This is a genomic window from Lachnospiraceae bacterium, from assembly GCA_025758065.1.
Taxonomy (GTDB): Bacteria; Bacillota; Clostridia; order Lachnospirales; family Lachnospiraceae; genus Enterocloster.
Window position 1 is genome coordinate 3,774,182 of sequence record CP107199.1, and the last position, 16,358, is coordinate 3,790,539.

Genomic DNA, 16,358 nt, shown 5'->3' on the forward strand with positions numbered 1-16,358 from the left:
TTATATAAACTTCAATAGTTCCTTTTAACGTTCCATACCCTCAACAAATGATTTTGTAATCAGCTGAGGCCTTGTAATGATAGAGCCAACAACCACACTGTAAGCACCAAGTTCTATCACACGTCTTGCTTTTTCAGGAGTATTGATATTTCCCTCAGCAATCACTCTGTGTTTTGCCTTATCTACAATTTTTCTAAGAATTTCAAAATCATTTGCCTCGATCTTGTCACCCTTGCTCTGCTTAGTGTATCCAACCATTGTTGTTCCAATAAAATCGAATCCTAACTCATCAGCGTGGAGGGCTTCTTCTACAGTCGAGCAATCGGCCATCCAAAGCTGATTCGGATATTTTTCCTTTACTTCATGGAAAAATTCATCCAAACTCTTATTTCCAGGTCTTTTTGAAATCGTTGCATCCATAGCAATAATTTCCGGTTTGACCTCCATCAGCTCTTCTACCTCTTTCATTGTCGGAGTAATATAAATTTCGCTGTCCGCATAATCTCTTTTTACAATTCCGATAATTGGGAGATCCACCTGAGACTGAATTTCTTTAATATCTTCTTTCGTATTCGCCCGGATTCCGCTTGCGCCGCCGACTTTTGCCGCCAGTGCCATTCTTCCCATAATAAAAGATGAATGTAACGGTTCATCTGGTAACGCCTGACATGATACAATCAATTTTCCTTTCAAGTTTTCTACTTTTTGATTCATCATTCTGTCCTCCTCTGTTCATGTCCGTAGTATAGTCTTTTATAAAACTATTTTCAAGATATTATCTGTTTGTTGTAACTAGTTTCATGTTTTTTGTCCAAAACCTTATTATCTCCAGAAATGTATTTTTCTTTTTGAACAATATGCACAAACGCATGGCCTATTTTTCAATCTGTGAAACTAGTTTCTTTTGATCGATTTTCTATTGAATTTTTTTTCTTTCTGGATATACTAAATTACAAACGATTAATAAATAAATTAAAGAAAAGGGGATTAAGAAAATGGTTATCTATAAGGCAAAGAATTACCAGGACATGAGCAGAAAAGCTGCAAATATTATTTCCGCACAGATTATTATGAAACCGGACTGTGTACTCGGATTAGCAACCGGTTCCTCTCCAGTCGGCACTTATAAACAGCTGATTGAATGGTATAACAAAGGAGATCTGGACTTTTCCAAGGTAACAAGCATTAATCTGGACGAATACAAAGGATTAAGCCCGGAAAATGACCAGAGCTATCGTTACTTTATGAACTACAACCTATTCAATCATGTAAACATCGATAAGTCCCGTACCTTTGTTCCGGACGGACTGGAAAGTGATTCCCAAAAGGCATGTGATACTTATAACGAGATCATCCGGCAGCAGGGTGGCATCGATCTGCAGCTTCTGGGCCTTGGTCACAACGGCCATATCGGTTTCAATGAGCCGGGTGCTGCATTTGAAAAGGAAACCCACTGTGTGGATCTGACCGAAAGCACCATCGAGGCAAATAAGCGCTTCTTCGCTTCAGAAGATGATGTCCCGAGACAGGCTTACACCATGGGTATTAAGAACATCATGCAGGCCAAAAAGATCCTGGTTGTCGTAAGCGGAGAGGATAAGGCAGATATTTTAAAAGAGGTCCTCTATGGTGCCATCACACCTCAAGTTCCTGCATCCATCTTACAGCTTCATAACGATGTGACCATCGTTGCAGATGAGGCAGCTCTTAGTAAAATTAAGTAAGCTCTTTGCATCTGATCCAATATAAAATACCGGATAGGCATTTGGCATATTGCTAAGCGGCTGACCGGTATTTTTTCATATTCATTTATTACTTGCTTCGGCATTTCCCCTCAAAACCTCTGCACAATATAAAAACAACGACAGCCTTTATGCAACAAAAGTGCCGTATCCATACAAAAGGAGCCTTCACCCGGCATATGCCAGGCAAAGGCCCATTCTTATTGCTTATTTCTTTTTTTACTGAATCCAGGTTCCATCCGGTCCTATTTTATAGCCGTTCTGGGTCATCTCATCTGCAGCCATGATACCATCCGGCTTCAGATAATACCAGTGTTCATTCCAGAACAGCCAGCCAGTGATCATATCTCCGCCTGCATTTAAGTAGTACCAGTGGCCCATGTAAGACACCCACTCGCTGTGTGCCATAATACCATCCGTCTTAAACCAGTACCAGTGACTGTCTTTCTGTACCCAGCAGTCTGCCGCAAGCTCCAGCGTAAGTACATTCTGTGCATTCTCATCGCTCATATACGGGGTTGCCGTAATGATCATCACCAGATCACTGCTTTGGGTGCGGTATGCCGTTTCACCGCTTCCGCCGGATAATACTACCCGGAACGCACACTGTCCATTTGTTCCTGCAAGTGCGCCGATGCTGCCCTTTACCGATACATTCAGTTCCGCCTTCATATCTGGATTTATCATGGAAGACATCGCTTCAAATTTTTCAGAAATTAAGAGGATGGTGATTCACGTTGGTTTTCAACGGCTATACTGTTTTTTCTGCCTCTATACTCATTTTCACTTCAAATGTCGTCCCCAAATGCTTATTTGTATAAACTTTAATCGTCCCGTCATGAACCCGCACAACTTCTCGCACCATCGCAAGTCCAAGCCCCACACCTCCAAGTTCCCGGCTTCTTGACTTATCTACCCGGAAGAACGGTTCAAAGATCTGTTCCCTGAATGCTTCATCAATTCCATTTCCTGTATCCGAAACCGTCAGGACAACTTTGTTCTTCTCCCTTAGTGCTGATACCATAACGGTTCCATCTTTCCGATTATATTTAATCGCATTTTCCACAAGATTATATAGCATCCTGTAAATCAGAATATCACTTCCTGTCAAAAATAATACTTCGTCTGCCGTTTCCTTTACTTTCTGTGACTTCTGTATCAGTTCAACCTTCTTTTCCTGTGCCAGCGGTTCCAAATCTGTCAACACTTCCTCAATCAGGCTATGGATTTCAATTCTGTCATTTCGCGCTACTGTCTGTAATTCGCTCATATCCAAAAGCGTTCTGACCAACTTGCCAAGACGTTCATTCTGCTCCGTTACCATCTGAATTGTCTCTTCTGTCGCTGTTGTACTCTCTGGATGTTCTGTTGTATGGTATAGATCCAGTTGTGCCTGGATTAAAGCCAGTGGCGTACGTAACTCATGTGCTGCATTTCCCGTAAACTGACGCTGCGTCTCAAATGATACTGAAAGCCGCATGAGCATTTTATTGTAAGATATACGAAGTCTGTCCAGCTCTGCAATCTTATTCTCTTCGATTGTATAATCTGTCAGATTCTGTGCCTGAACTTTTTCCACTGTCTCCGAAAATTCCCTGAGTGGTTTCAATGCCCGTCCACTGATAAAATACGTCGCTGCACCGCCAAACAGCGCTACAATAGCAGTAATCAGAAGGCTTCTACTTCTATAATCTGATTTGGAGTTATAAACCTCCATAGAAAACTGTGCCACAAAGTCATCCCACTCATTATCCGGAATATCAATGTACACCGCTTCCGGCGCTATGCCCTGATCCGTGATAGATGCCTGAAGCGTATCGAAATAATAGACTCCGTTTTTATATAAAAAAAAGGTAAGGCATCCGCATAATATGGTGATCAACGCTGTTGTAAGAAGTGTTAATTCCCACTGGAGTGATATTTTTTTCATGCTTTGCCATCTCCCCATATCTTATACCCCTCACCGATTTTGTTCACGATTGGATCATATCCGAGTCCTGCTTTCAGTTTTTTTCTCAAAGAAGACATATGCACTCGGATTGAAGCGCTAAAACTGTCCACAGAATAATCCCAGACATGCTCAATCAGTTCTTCCTGACTGACCGGTCTTCCTTGATTTAAAAGGAGATATTCTAAAATCCCATTTTCTTTTCTCGTTAATACAACCGGGTTATTTTCTGCATATGCAACCCTTTCTCTCGTATCAAATCGAAGTTTTCCACACTCCAGGCAGATATTTTTCTGTACAAATTTTCTTCTTGTCAGGCTTCTCACGCGAGCCTCCAGTTCCTGAAGGTGAAATGGCTTTTCCATATAATCATTTGCACCAGAATCCAATCCCTCAACCTTATCTGCAATCTGACTCCTTGCAGACAGAATTAATACTTTTGTCTCTTCATTTTCTTTACGAAGTTCCCGAAGGATCTCCATCCCATCCAACCCTGGCAGGTTAAGATCAAGCACAATCAGGTCATACAGTTCCGTATAGATCATATCCAGTGCTCGCTCTCCATCATTACACATATCCACCTCATAACCTGCCATGTGCAGACTTTTCGCAATCATATCACATAATTTCTTCTCATCTTCAATAACTAATAATCTCAATTCACTTTTCTCCATTTCCTTAACAGGGAATTTACATCCCACATTATATAATGTAACCATTGAACAGTCAATAAACCGCCTTTGAACAATAATATCGAAAGGAGCAGTTACTGCTTACAGTAACAAGTGATGCCTTAATGAAATCAGAAAAAGCAATACAAATTTTTTTACTTGCAGTTGGTCTCGTTTTTTTTCTTGTTGGAATTTTCCGTGGAGAAGCTGCAACTGTACTTAGTAAAGCAATAAAATTGTGTATGGAGTGTGTCGGAATTGGATAAAAAATTAAAATCAAACAAGAACTATCTGGTTGGTTTCCGCGGATGTTTTCAGGCAACTGCAACACTGCTGACCAATCTTCATATTCCGAATCTGTTTAAAGGAAAACTTTATCAGGGAAAGCTAAAAACAATATGTGCACCAGGGCTGAACTGTTACTCTTGCCCATCTGCCACAGGTGCCTGTCCAATTGGAGCTTTCCAAGCTGTAGTCGGTTCATCAAAATTCAAGTTCACCTACTACATCACCGGATTCTTTATCTTACTAGGAGTTCTATTAGGACGATTTATCTGCGGTTTTCTCTGTCCGTTTGGATGGTTTCAAGATCTGTTACATAAAATTCCAAGTAAGAAACTATCTACTGCAAAACTAAAACCCATGCGGTATCTGAAATACGCAGTTTTAGTCATCTTTGTTATACTACTTCCGACATTTGTAACTAACTCGCTGGGTATGGGAGACCCATTCTTCTGCAAATACATATGTCCACAAGGCGTACTTGAAGGCGCAGCTCCACTGTCACTTGTTAATCCAGGAATCCGTGCGGCACTTGGGCGCTTATTTATGTTCAAGTTTATAATCCTTGTATTTGTAATCATTTTAAGTATTCTGTTTTACCGTCCATTCTGTAAGTGGATCTGTCCACTTGGCGCTACCTACTCGCTGTTTAACAACATATCATTTCTTAAGATTAGGGTAGATTCTGAAAAATGTGTTAGCTGTCAAAAATGTAGTCATTCCTGCAAAATGGATGTAAATGTAGTAGACACACCAAATCACCCGGAATGTATCCGGTGTGGAGCATGTGTGAAGGCCTGTCCAACGAATGCGATCTGCTATCATTACGGATTTTCAAGAAGAAACAGCTGACAATAGATAAACTAAAATGAATCAAATAATATTCAAAAGGAGATTAAAAATTATGAAAAACAAAACAAGTAGAGTAAACAAAATGAAATTGAAAAAAGCAATTGTGGCATCTCTTGCCATTTTTATTCTTCTTGCATTCACAGGTTGCGGAACTTCATCTAGTTTGGCAACAACTGAACACACAAAGCAGGAAAATCCTTCTAAAACAGATTCAAACATGTCGGCTGAACCGAATGAAAAGCTGAATGACCTTTTTCAACAGGAAAACCAGATCTTTGCAAATCACAAAAATGTATGGGACAAGGCATTTGACCTTATGAGTAAGAACATTGACGGTGATCCCATGAATGAAGACTACGCAGACTTTCTTGCAAATACAATAGAATCACACAAAGATTCTTTCTCCAAAGAAGAATATGTTACTCTGAGTAAAGACATCAAAACGATTCGTGGCATTGAAGAAGAGATTGCAAAACTAGAAAAAGAAATTGCCACATCTGCTTCTTCCAGCAGTAGTTCCTCCAGCTCAGCTGACTCTGCTGGTGTGTTCCACGGTTTCAAAGGGAAAGATCTGGATGGTAACGATGTAGATGAAAACCTATTCTCCAAAAATAAAGTTACGGTTGTAAACTTCTGGTTCAGCGGATGCAAGCCTTGCGTTGAAGAACTTTCTAAACTGAATGAATTAAATGATAAAATTAAAAAAATGGGCGGCGAAGTTGTTGGTATCAATACAGACACATTAGATGATAATCAGGATGGGATCAAAGAAGCGAAAGACATCCTCAAGTCCCAAGGAGCTTCCTACAAAAACTTGACTTTCGCTTCCGATTCAACAGTTGGAAAATATGCAGGAAACATTATAGCATTTCCAACAACAGTTCTCGTAGATAAAGGCGGAAATATCATTAGCGAACCTTTCATGGGCGGAATCGATGATCAAGCAAACTACGAGCAATTAACGAAACAAATTCAGTCCATACTTGATCAGGAATAATTCATTTACTGAAGATTTATGCTTTTTTATGTTGTATATAAATGCTTGATTCTGATGTTGTCAAGATTGGTTGACACATTTTTCTCAAGGACATCATGGACTATGCTGCTATACGCAGAGAATCATAGTATCTCTGTCGCTTGAGCATGGGAGGAAGACCACCATTGGTGGTGCAAATCCTCCGATTGTTCCAATAACTGATAAAGTATCTCCAGATTAGAGACTTCAGTTCGGACACAGTCAGGTTTTCACTGTTGTATCGGTCATACAATAATTCTGTCTTTAGACGCGCCCACATGCTTTCACAACGGGCATTGTCATGGCATCGACCACCGGCACTGTTCATACTTTGGATGATTTCATATTTTCTCAGGGTGCTGCGGTAAAGCTCACTGGTATATTGGCTACCTCGATCGGAGTGAAGCACTGCTCCTTGAATTTCAGGATATGCGATAAAAGCGTTTTCTACCGTATGCTGGCAAAGCGTTGCCTTCATCGTGGTTTCCATTGCCAGCCCCAGTACTGCTGAATCAAAACAATCGAAGATTGCCGAAACATAGAGTTTTCCATCTTTTGCTTTGATTTCGGTGATATCTGTCACGCATTTTTCAAGAGGCTTTTCTGATGTGAAATTTCTCTTAAGAAGATCATCCGATTTACGAGCCTCACGGTCTGCTTTCGTAATTCCTTTCGGATTACGCTTAGGACGATGACTGAGACCGATTTTTTCCATGACTCTATAAACGGTACGCTCACTGGGGATAGGAATGCCATCAGGTCGTTTAAGAGTTAATGCCTGGAACATACGTACACGTCCATAGGTGTCGTTGCAGACATCCTCAGCATGGATTTCAAGCATGGTATCTGCAAGCGTCTGGTATTTCCACGGACGGTCTTTTACGGACAGATATTTATAAAATCCCTGGCGGCTCACATGTAACATACGACAGTAAAAAGCCAGTTTTCCCTTGATGGTGCCATCGTCAGTCTTAATCGCAATGAATTTCATTCTTTCGGTCTTAGAGACTTCCGACGGCTCGCTGCGAAAAAAGCGCTGGCTTCTTCCAGAAACTCGTTTTCTTCTTTCAGACGACGAATTTCTTTATCCTGATCTTTCACGCGTTTTCGAAGCATGGTTAATTCCTCCGCAAGGCTCATGGCAGATTCTGGAGTATGGGCACCTTCTCCAATATCCAGTTGTCCGGTTCTTACGGCTTTAAGCCAGGTATGGATAGTCCCTTCAGGAATTCCTAATTCTTTAGCGGCTTTCGCACCACCGATTTCTTTTGCAAGCTTAACTGCCTGCACTTTGTATTCATGATCGTACTTACGTTGACTTCGTGCCATAGTTGGGCACCTCCTTATTCTCTTGATTATACTATGAAATCCTTGAGAATAGGCTGTCAACTTTATTTATACACCATCATGGAATAAACCGCCGAATCTCGCGACACATCTTTGCTGCTTCTTTTAGGACAAATTTCCCTGCCGGAATGATCAAACCGGTTTCCTCCAGCAGCGGGATAAATTCTATCGGCGAAATCACTTCCGGCCCTTCTTCTGAATCCATCGTAAATCTCATGAGAGCCTCCGCCCCGGTGATCGTTTCTGTTGCGCAATCCATGATGGGCTGATAATACACGTTAAATCCCTTATACTGCTCCGCGATTGAGCAGCGAAGCGCGCTTATGATTTTTTCTTTTCGCAAAAAGGCATTATAGTCCTCTTGTTGGAAAGAATAAAAACTATTTTTCCCCATCGCCTTGGCATATCGCAGGGAAAAGTCAAACTTTCTTCTGCATTCTTCATAGCCTTCCAGCGCAAATCGTGCATCTATGGCTCCGGCAGAGACAGTAAAGACTGCTTTATATTGCTCCGACACAATAAACTCATATATTTTTTTGCTGATCTTTTTTTCAAGCTGCGCCGCGTCTTCCATGCTATGGCTCCGTAAATCTACAATGATATATTGGTCTCCCACAAGACGATACAGGCGCTGTTGATCCGAAATACATTCTTTCATACAGTCTGCCACGCGTTTAAGCACATAGTCACCATAATCATATCCACAGGAACTGTTGATCCCCGAAAAATCGTCAATGCTTATGTGCATTAAAAAGCCTGCTGAAATAGGCTCCTTTTGCGAATACAGATACGCACGGAACTCGCTCCCACCCAAAAGCCCGGTAACATTATCCGCTCTCTGCTGATTTCCCGTCTCATTCAAGCAGCCGACCAGATAAGCCGGATTTCCTTCATCGTCATCTACCACAACACCCCGGCAGTTGATCCAGACAGGTCTTCCCTCTTTGTCAATCCATCTGTAATGAAGATCATGTGTTTTTTCCTTTCCTGCGGCCACTTCGGAAAGGTCCTTCATAAGCATCTCACGGTCTTCCTCATAGACTGCCGACAAAGGATCATCCAAAAATCTGCCGGGTATCATAAAGCGATCCACCGCAGCCTCAGAAAGCTCCAATTTACTATTCTGTATGTCAAATATATAGAGGAAATCGTCCATGCTCTTCGAAATAGCTTCCATCAGTTTTCCCGTTGTCACTTTTTCAAATAGCGTAAATCTATCCTGACTCATAGCTCTCTCTCCCACACTGCTCTTTTATTGCAATGATACTCTCTTTTTATTTTTATCAAAAACTCTTTTCTTCGTCAACATTTTCTTGATTTTGCGTTCAAATATCCTCGGCGGATATATCGGTCATGACCTTGTTTCTGCCATTCCGCTTGCTTTGATACATGAGGGAGTCCGCTCTTTTGAGCATAGTTTCAAGTGTGTCCTGCGGCCGTGATGTGGTGATGCCCACACTGATCGTGACCTTGAGCTCTTGACCATCTGTATTTGTAATCACTGTGTTTTCGACCAGATGCCGGATCCGTTCCGCGACGATGGTTGCCTCATACTCTCTGTTGATGGCAAAGACACCTACAAATTCTTCCCCGCCCCATCTTCCAAACATATCGTCCTTCTTAATGGTATGTGATATGCTCTTCGCGATATCGGTCAAAACCAAATCGCCAACATCATGTCCGTAAGTATTATTAAAGACCCTAAAGTGGTCAATGTCGGCAAAAAGCAGAGCAAACTTCTTCCCAAAGCGCTGATACTCGGACAATTTATAGTTCAAAAAGCTCTCCAGATAAGACCGGTTGGGCAGATGGGTCAGAGAATCGTGCATCGCCTTCTCTGTCAGGTTTTCAATGAGATCGTCTCCATAGGCTTTGGGCGAGTTGCGGGTGAACACTTCCACAGACCCTATGATCGCCCCATTTTCCTTAATTGGATATACCGTTGTCAAAATGGGAATCCGATATCCGTCTTTGTGCCTTACGAACACTTTTTCCGTGCGGACAATGCCGTCACTGTTCGTCGCAAACAGCGGGCACCCCGTGATGCACAGGTGATTGCCAAATTCGTCAATATGGTTCAGTTTCGTCGACGGACAGTCTTGTCCTACTATCTCATCTGCCTTATAACCGGTTATCTGTTCCGCGCCTTTGTTCCAGAATTCTATCTTTCGGTGTATATCCACATAATACACACCATCCTGAATGTGATTCAGTATGCTCAAATATAACTCTTCCCGCGTCATTTTTTTCTTCAACCTCCATCAAATTGATATCCGTATGTACTTCAGCGTGTCGCTAAACCCGTCCCCCGCCGTTCAGGTAATTCGTATTCGTAGTATTATACATGATATCACTTTGTTTTTCAAGGAAACGGAAAACTTGTAGACTGCGGCAAAATCGTTAGTAGGGGACCTAAAAGTCCGCCTTAAAATAGGTTGATTTTTACCTATAATTTGCATATAATAGGTGCTGCAAGGAGGTGTTCCCATGACCATTGATACGAACACGATCGTTTCCGTGACGGAGGCCAATCAGAATTTTTCCCGCGTGACGCGCATCGCCGAAACGAATGGATAGGCTGTGATTTTCAAAAATAACCGCCCTAAATATATGTTGGTCGATTTGGACAATTCGCCCTTGATCGACATGACAGATGACGAGAAGATCGACTTTGTGGCGGCAAGAATTTTGAAGAAATATAAGCCCGCATCTGTATGACAGACGTATCGTTTCGTATGTTATTGGTGACCGCAACGACAACCCGATTGTGTTCAACACATTCAAAGCTGCTGTGAAGGCCAATCCGGACGCACATCCGCTGTTCCACAGTGACTATGCCGAATTCGGGATAATTCAGACAGGGGAAGCCAGTATACCAGCCCGCTTTACCGGGAAGCGATACAGAAATATGACATACAACAAAGTATGAACAGCGCAGGTGGCAGGTGCCACGATAATGCCCGGTGTGAGAGCATGTGGGCAAGAATGAAAACAGAACTGCTATATGATCGTTATGATACAGAGAAAATGACTACGGATGAACTTAAGACAATCATCTGGAGATATTTCACCAGTTACTGGAATATCAGGAGGATCTGCTCCACTAATAGAGGTCTTCCCCCAATGATCAAAAGACAACAATATTACGCTTCCCTGAAGGAAGCAGCATAGGATTCAAAATCCTTGAGGAAAATGTGTCAACTAATATTGACAATATCATTCATAGTTGCAGACATTCCAGAGTTTGGTAGCAGCATAACACATATGCCCTATAATATTAGAATATTCCGGCCGGATATTGACCGATGTTCTGTGTGACAGCAGCATTCCCCTTCCCCCTTCAGACAGTCATGCATATGAATATTTACAATTCACATTGAATTAATACGACTTGCTCTGATGTTCAATATAACGGCGAATATTTTCCTCAGATACAGATCCGATCGTTTCCACATAATAGGAATGGTTCCACAGTTCTCCCTTCCACAACTGGTTTCTTATTTCCGGAAAACGTTCGAATAATTTCCTACCTGTGATCCCCTTCAGATACTTGATAATGGCTGTTATTGACAGTTTTGGTGGAGCTGATACAAAACAGTGAACATGATCACCTTCACCACATTCAAATAAATGAATGGTAAAGCCTTTATCGTCAGCTATCTGCTGCACGAGTTCCTGCAGGTATTTCTCAACTTCTGGGGTTAATATCTTCCGTCTGTATTTCACCGAACATACCATATGGTAGTTGATATTGCACACGCAAGTCCTATAATGTATAAGATTTTCTTTCATACATATAGTATATCATATTGAATTGTAATACACAATCATTATTCGAACGTATTTTCGTTTTTATTGTATGCCGGTTACGGCATTAATACCAAAGAATGAGGATTATTATATTATTTACTTTGTGCAGATATGCACACTCCTGAGCTTTCATCTCAGTAATTGAATTGCCGAGGATTCCCGCTTATTGTCCTAAAGGAACACACGTTATAGGATCTGGCAAAATCATCCTGCATCCTAAAAAAATACAATCAATTTCTGATTTATTTCTGGGATTTTTTCATGCCAAAAAAGGCAGGGCATTTGTTGCACCTGCCTTGCCTTTTACGTTTTGTCGCTCGCGCCAAAAGTTCTTGTGTATCCATCTTCACAGAAATAATGAATCTGATATCCGTAGAATGTTGGATCCTCCTCAGAGGGTCGAATAACAGAAAACTGACCTGCTTTCAGTTTTACTGTCGTTCCATCTTTGTACTTAATCGTATCAGAAATGTTCTTCCACATATTTCTATGTTCCTGCAGCTTATTCCATCTCCCGCATTCTGTTTCGATACTGCTGTGGGGAGTATCCCTTCTTACTGCGGAATGCACGGCTGAAATAGGATGGATTGCTGTATCCTACAATCTGCGAAATTTCATTGACTGAATAAGCCGTTGTTTCTAATAAAATTTGTGCATTCATGATACGCGCTGATGTAATAAACTGTATGGGTGTTTCCCCTGTATATTTTTTAAAGTTGCGAATGAACCAGCTTGTGCTCATTCCCTTTGAATATGCATATTCTTTAACATTAATCTCCAGATTGTATGAGGAACTGAAATAAGAAATAGCCACTTCCATTTCGCGATCCATATATTCATCCTTCAGGACATGCTCTCTTGTCAGTTCCCGTTCAAATTCGATCAAAAGAAGCTGCAGCAAATGAACAAGCGTCTCTTCGTACTCTTCCTGGCACTTTTGCAGTTCCAGGATAATCCTCTTAAAAAGTCGCTCATATTCTGGTGATGTTCCTACAGGAAGGATTCTCTTCTTATCCGCGAATCCATACCTTCTGAGAAGATTCTTTATATTGCTTCCAGTGAAATGGATCCAGTACACCTCAGTCTTATCTTTTCCATAGTATTCATACTTTTGAAGTTCCTTCGGTCGAAACAACACGATATTGCCGGCCGGGACAATCGTTTCATTTTCTGGAGAATCAAAATGAAAGTATCCCTTTCCTGAAGCAATATAAATAATCTGATAATCCAGACGGCCTCGTGGCCGATACGTTGGCAGTTTCGGATATGTTGATAAGCGGTAACAGCCACAGCTGCCAACAACGAGTGGCTGCCGTTTATCCTTAAAATCCTGGCGGGACTGGTTCAGATACCCAGTATTCATGTACATTTGCATACCCCCTTTGTAATAGTATATCATTTTGTGCATATTTCGTCTATTTCTATTCATGTACATGCACAGCATAATTCTGTAGAATATCCTTATACGATTGCAGAACTATATAATCCGCCTTCTTTTGAAGAAGGCCCACAGCACATCAGGAGGGGTTAACCATGATGATACCGCGTTATTATGAAGATTTAAGCATCCTGCATGATAACACAATGCCGATGAGGTCCTATTATATTCCGGCATCGCAGAAAATGAACACGCTGATCGAACACCGGGAAGATTCCGACCGCTTTCAGTTATTAAATGGAGTCTGGAAATTCCAGTATTATAAAAGTGTTTATGACCTAAAAGAAGCATTTTACAGGACCAGCTTTAATACAAAAGATTTGGATGACATTACTGTTCCCGGAGTCTGGCAGATTGCCGGATATGATTCACCCCAGTACACCAACATCCGCTACCCTTTTCCATTTGATCCGCCTTATCTCCCGCAGGATATTCCCTGTGGAGCCTACGTCCGAAAATTTACTTACCATGAAAATATCGATGCGCCAAAAATTTATCTGAATTTTGAAGGCGTTGACAGCTGCTTTTTTGTCTGGCTCAATGGAAAATATACCGGCTACAGCCAGGTTCCTCATGCAACCGCAGAATTTGATGTTACAGAATTTCTGAAAGAGGGAGAAAATACCATTGCAGTTCTGGTCTTAAAATGGTGCGATGGCTCATATCTGGAAGACCAGGACAAATTTCGCATGAACGGCATTTTCCGGGATGTTTACCTCTTAAAACGCCCAGAGCGGGCCATCTGGGATTATCATATCACTACCCAGATCAAGGAAAATACTGCAAAGATCAAACTGAATGTGACCTTTGATTTTTCAATCCCGGTCTCTGTTACCATTGAAGACCAGGCCAGAGCCGTAGTTGCTACCGACACAATCTCAGATGACGGATCCATAGAATTTAAGATTCCAAATCCTACTCTGTGGAATACAGAGCATCCATATATTTACACTCTCACCTTACAAAGCAGCTATGAAACCATCGTCGATTACATTGCTCTTAGGACCATTGAAATCCGTGATAAAGTGATTTACTTCAACGGACAAAAAATCAAATTCCGGGGTGTAAACCGCCACGATTCCGATCCAGAAACCGGTTTTACCGTTAGTGTGCCACAGATCAAAAAGGACCTGTCTCTGATGAAGCAGCACAATTTCAATTCCATACGCTCCAGCCATTATCCAAATGCCCCTTACTTCTATCAGATGTGCGATCTATATGGTTTTATGGTCATTGAAGAAGCAGATATCGAAGCACATGGCCCATACATGCTGTACCGGAAAGAAGATACCGATTATAACCGTTTCAAGCGTTGGAATGAAAAGATCGCGGATGATCCAATCTGGGAGGAATCAATTCTTGACCGTGTTCAGCATATGGTCCAGCGCGATAAGAACCGCTTCTGTATCGTGATGTGGTCCATGGGTAATGAAAGTGCGTATGGATGCAATTTTGAAAAAGCGCTGCGGTGGACCAAAAAATTTGATCCATGCCGGCTCACCCAATACGAAAGCGCCAGATACCGCAATTATGACGTGACCTACGATTATTCCAATCTGGACCTGTACAGCCGTATGTATCCGGCCATGAACGAAATCGAAGAATATCTTGAAGAAGACGGAAGCAAACCATTCCTTCTTGTAGAATACTGCCATGCCATGGGAAACGGCCCTGGCGATTTAGAGGATTATTTCCAGCTCATCCAGAAAGACGACCGTATGTGCGGAGGATTTGTCTGGGAATGGTGTGATCATGCCATTGCCCACGGAAAAACGGAAAGTGGTAAAACCATTTATTATTATGGTGGCGACCACGATGAAGAACTTCACGATGGAAATTTTTGTATGGATGGCCTGGTATTCCCAGACCGTACTCCTCATACTGGGATTTTAGAATACAAAAATGTTTACCGACCAGTGCGGGTTGTCTCTTATGATCAGGAAACTGGAAAACTGGTTTTACATAATTACCTGGATTTTGATGATCTAAAAGATTATCTGGATATTCGCTTTGAGGTAATCAAGGACGGGCTGTCCACCGTACAAAAAGGAAAACTTTCTCCATTCTCTGTAATGCCACATACAGACGGCGTGACCGAGTTAAACGTAACCATTCCCAGCGAAGGAAAAATCTATTTGAAACTGATATACCGTTTAAAGAAGGAAACACCTTTCCTGAAGAAAAATTTCATTCTTGGATTTGATGAGATCCTGCTTAAAAATGAAGACGGAAGAAACCAGATGGCTTTAAGCTGGCTAAAAAAAACGGACCACGTAAAAGAGATCCGGGTACATGAAACAGACACAGAAGTGACTATAAACTCAAAAGATTTCACTTATACCCTGGACAGAAGGACCGGTCTTTTTGAACAGATGCAGTTTTCCGGCCGCAACTATCTTATCCATCCAATGGAACTAAATATCTGGAGAGCCCCTACGGATAATGATATGTACCTGAAGTCCAAATGGAAAAAGGCACGCTATGATAAAGCATACACCAGGGCCTACACCGTAAAAACCATTCAGAATATGCATGGTATCTTTATCGTTTCTCACGTTGCTGTTGTTGCTGACTCCATTCAAAAAATCCTGGATATCACGATCAACTGGAAGATCGACAACGATGGAAAGCTCAGTTCTGTAATGTATGCGGAAAAAGATGATGAATTCCCGGTACTGCCAAGGTTTGGCATCCGGATGTTTTTAGATAAAAGACTGAAAAATGTGAGTTTTTATGGTATGGGGCCACAGGAAAGCTATCGTGATAAGCACCAAGGAGCTTACCATGCCTTATTCCGTACCAAAATAAACGATTTGCATGAAGATTATATCAGGCCTCAGGAAAATGGATCCCATTTTGATTGTGATTATGTGGTGTTCTCAGCAGCCCAGTTTGGTATTGCTGCAGCAGCAGAAAAGCCATTCTCCTTCAATGCATCCTGCTACACACAGGAGAAGTTGGAGGACACCGCGCATAACTATGAACTGGAGGAATCCGACAGCATCGTATTCTGTCTTGACTATGCATTAAATGGCATTGGCTCCAACAGCTGTGGTCCTGCTCTTCTGGAAAAATATCAGTTTGATGATACTTCTTTCCAGCTAGAATTTACTTTGGTTCCATTTTCCAAAGGCTAAAAATGATTATTTTCTGATTATGGGGCATTGTTATTTTGGATTACCGATACAGTAACAGTGTCCCTTTTACGCACGATATAAATGATTGAAAAAATCTGCATAAAACATTAAAAGCT

Annotated in this window: 15 protein-coding genes and 1 pseudogene; 6 read left to right on the forward strand and 10 right to left on the reverse strand. The window is 41.6% G+C overall.

The genetic code is table 11. From position 1 onward, the window contains the following. Positions 1 to 24: 24 nt before the first annotated feature. The gene (locus OGM16_17650; GenBank protein UYJ48506.1) at positions 25 to 714 is read right to left on the reverse strand and encodes an N-acetylmannosamine-6-phosphate 2-epimerase; all 690 of its coding nucleotides are present in this window, start codon (positions 712 to 714) and stop codon (positions 25 to 27) included. A gap of 281 nt (positions 715 to 995) precedes the next feature. On the opposite strand from OGM16_17650, the gene nagB reads away from it, so the two are divergent. Beyond that, positions 996 to 1,724 (forward strand): glucosamine-6-phosphate deaminase, encoded by a 729-nt coding sequence (gene nagB, locus OGM16_17655; GenBank protein ID UYJ46573.1) that lies wholly within the window; start codon positions 996 to 998, stop codon positions 1,722 to 1,724. A 237-nt stretch (positions 1,725 to 1,961) separates the two neighbouring features. Here the strand turns inward: nagB and OGM16_17660 are convergent, their stop codons facing one another. The 3 genes from OGM16_17660 to OGM16_17670 all read right to left on the reverse strand — a co-directional run bounded on the left by OGM16_17660 (position 1,962) and on the right by OGM16_17670 (position 4,409). Beyond that, entirely contained in the window at positions 1,962 to 2,429 is a 468-nt protein-coding gene (locus tag OGM16_17660) for a hypothetical protein (protein UYJ46574.1), read from the reverse strand. A 64-nt stretch (positions 2,430 to 2,493) separates the two neighbouring features. Continuing rightward, positions 2,494 to 3,672: a HAMP domain-containing histidine kinase gene (locus tag OGM16_17665; protein UYJ46575.1), complete on the reverse strand. Its 1,179-nt coding sequence runs from the start codon at positions 3,670 to 3,672 to the stop codon at positions 2,494 to 2,496. Further along, on the reverse strand, positions 3,669 to 4,409 hold the full coding sequence (locus tag OGM16_17670) for a response regulator transcription factor (GenBank protein ID UYJ46576.1): 741 nt from the start codon (positions 4,407 to 4,409) through the stop codon (positions 3,669 to 3,671). The genes OGM16_17665 and OGM16_17670 overlap by 4 nt, the downstream gene beginning before the upstream one ends. A gap of 77 nt (positions 4,410 to 4,486) precedes the next feature. On the opposite strand from OGM16_17670, the gene OGM16_17675 reads away from it, so the two are divergent. Genes OGM16_17675 through OGM16_17685 form a run of 3 tightly spaced genes read left to right on the forward strand, consistent with a single transcriptional unit; the run spans position 4,487 to position 6,492 of the window. Then, positions 4,487 to 4,627 carry a CD1871A family CXXC motif-containing protein gene (locus OGM16_17675; protein ID UYJ46577.1) on the forward strand — a complete coding sequence of 47 codons (141 nt, stop codon included), beginning with the start codon at positions 4,487 to 4,489 and terminating at the stop codon, positions 4,625 to 4,627. After that, positions 4,620 to 5,495 (forward strand): 4Fe-4S binding protein, encoded by an 876-nt coding sequence (locus tag OGM16_17680; GenBank protein ID UYJ46578.1) that lies wholly within the window; start codon positions 4,620 to 4,622, stop codon positions 5,493 to 5,495. Before OGM16_17675 ends, OGM16_17680 begins: the two co-directional genes overlap by 8 nt. Before the next feature lie 52 nt (positions 5,496 to 5,547). Further along, positions 5,548 to 6,492, forward strand: coding sequence for a TlpA family protein disulfide reductase (locus OGM16_17685; GenBank protein ID UYJ46579.1), 945 nt, complete (start codon positions 5,548 to 5,550; stop codon positions 6,490 to 6,492). Positions 6,493 to 6,592: 100 nt separating this feature from the next. Here the strand turns inward: OGM16_17685 and OGM16_17690 are convergent, their stop codons facing one another. The 4 genes from OGM16_17690 to OGM16_17705 form a co-directional block, all read right to left on the reverse strand. After that, a complete protein-coding gene (locus OGM16_17690) occupies positions 6,593 to 7,501 on the reverse strand; it encodes an IS3 family transposase (GenBank protein UYJ46580.1) in 909 nt (302 codons plus the stop codon). Then, positions 7,498 to 7,839: a transposase gene (locus OGM16_17695; protein ID UYJ46581.1), complete on the reverse strand. Its 342-nt coding sequence runs from the start codon at positions 7,837 to 7,839 to the stop codon at positions 7,498 to 7,500. Before OGM16_17695 ends, OGM16_17690 begins: the two co-directional genes overlap by 4 nt. A gap of 76 nt (positions 7,840 to 7,915) precedes the next feature. Then, positions 7,916 to 9,085, reverse strand: a complete 1,170-nt coding sequence (locus OGM16_17700; GenBank protein UYJ46582.1) for a diguanylate cyclase — start codon at positions 9,083 to 9,085, stop codon at positions 7,916 to 7,918. A gap of 97 nt (positions 9,086 to 9,182) precedes the next feature. Next, entirely contained in the window at positions 9,183 to 10,100 is a 918-nt protein-coding gene (locus OGM16_17705) for a sensor domain-containing diguanylate cyclase (protein ID UYJ46583.1), read from the reverse strand. Positions 10,101 to 10,707: 607 nt separating this feature from the next. Between OGM16_17705 and OGM16_17710 the strand changes: the two are divergent. Next, positions 10,708 to 11,028 (forward strand): annotated as a pseudogene (locus tag OGM16_17710) (integrase core domain-containing protein). A 210-nt stretch (positions 11,029 to 11,238) separates the two neighbouring features. Here the strand turns inward: OGM16_17710 and tnpA are convergent. Next, the gene (tnpA, locus tag OGM16_17715) at positions 11,239 to 11,655 is read right to left on the reverse strand and encodes an IS200/IS605 family transposase (protein UYJ48507.1); all 417 of its coding nucleotides are present in this window, start codon (positions 11,653 to 11,655) and stop codon (positions 11,239 to 11,241) included. Positions 11,656 to 12,169: 514 nt separating this feature from the next. Continuing rightward, positions 12,170 to 13,036: an AraC family transcriptional regulator gene (locus OGM16_17720; protein ID UYJ46584.1), complete on the reverse strand. Its 867-nt coding sequence runs from the start codon at positions 13,034 to 13,036 to the stop codon at positions 12,170 to 12,172. 164 nt (positions 13,037 to 13,200) lie between these two features. Between OGM16_17720 and OGM16_17725 the strand changes: the two genes are divergently transcribed. Then, on the forward strand, positions 13,201 to 16,242 hold the full coding sequence (locus tag OGM16_17725) for a DUF4981 domain-containing protein (protein ID UYJ46585.1): 3,042 nt from the start codon (positions 13,201 to 13,203) through the stop codon (positions 16,240 to 16,242). Positions 16,243 to 16,358: the final 116 nt, after the last annotated feature.

Coding starts and splice junctions, on each gene's coding strand:
- OGM16_17650 (UYJ48506.1), bottom strand. CDS start 714: ATGAATCAAAAAGTAGAAAACTTGAAAGGAAAATTGATTGTATCATGT.
- OGM16_17695 (UYJ46581.1), bottom strand. CDS start 7,839: ATGGCACGAAGTCAACGTAAGTACGATCATGAATACAAAGTGCAGGCA.
- OGM16_17685 (UYJ46579.1), top strand. CDS start 5,548: ATGAAAAACAAAACAAGTAGAGTAAACAAAATGAAATTGAAAAAAGCA.
- OGM16_17670 (UYJ46576.1), bottom strand. CDS start 4,409: ATGGTTACATTATATAATGTGGGATGTAAATTCCCTGTTAAGGAAATG.
- OGM16_17720 (UYJ46584.1), bottom strand. CDS start 13,036: ATGTACATGAATACTGGGTATCTGAACCAGTCCCGCCAGGATTTTAAG.
- OGM16_17690 (UYJ46580.1), bottom strand. CDS start 7,501: ATGAAATTCATTGCGATTAAGACTGACGATGGCACCATCAAGGGAAAA.
- OGM16_17705 (UYJ46583.1), bottom strand. CDS start 10,100: ATGACGCGGGAAGAGTTATATTTGAGCATACTGAATCACATTCAGGAT.
- OGM16_17660 (UYJ46574.1), bottom strand. CDS start 2,429: ATGATAAATCCAGATATGAAGGCGGAACTGAATGTATCGGTAAAGGGC.
- OGM16_17675 (UYJ46577.1), top strand. CDS start 4,487: ATGAAATCAGAAAAAGCAATACAAATTTTTTTACTTGCAGTTGGTCTC.
- nagB (UYJ46573.1), top strand. CDS start 996: ATGGTTATCTATAAGGCAAAGAATTACCAGGACATGAGCAGAAAAGCT.
- OGM16_17725 (UYJ46585.1), top strand. CDS start 13,201: ATGATGATACCGCGTTATTATGAAGATTTAAGCATCCTGCATGATAAC.
- OGM16_17700 (UYJ46582.1), bottom strand. CDS start 9,085: ATGAGTCAGGATAGATTTACGCTATTTGAAAAAGTGACAACGGGAAAA.
- OGM16_17665 (UYJ46575.1), bottom strand. CDS start 3,672: ATGAAAAAAATATCACTCCAGTGGGAATTAACACTTCTTACAACAGCG.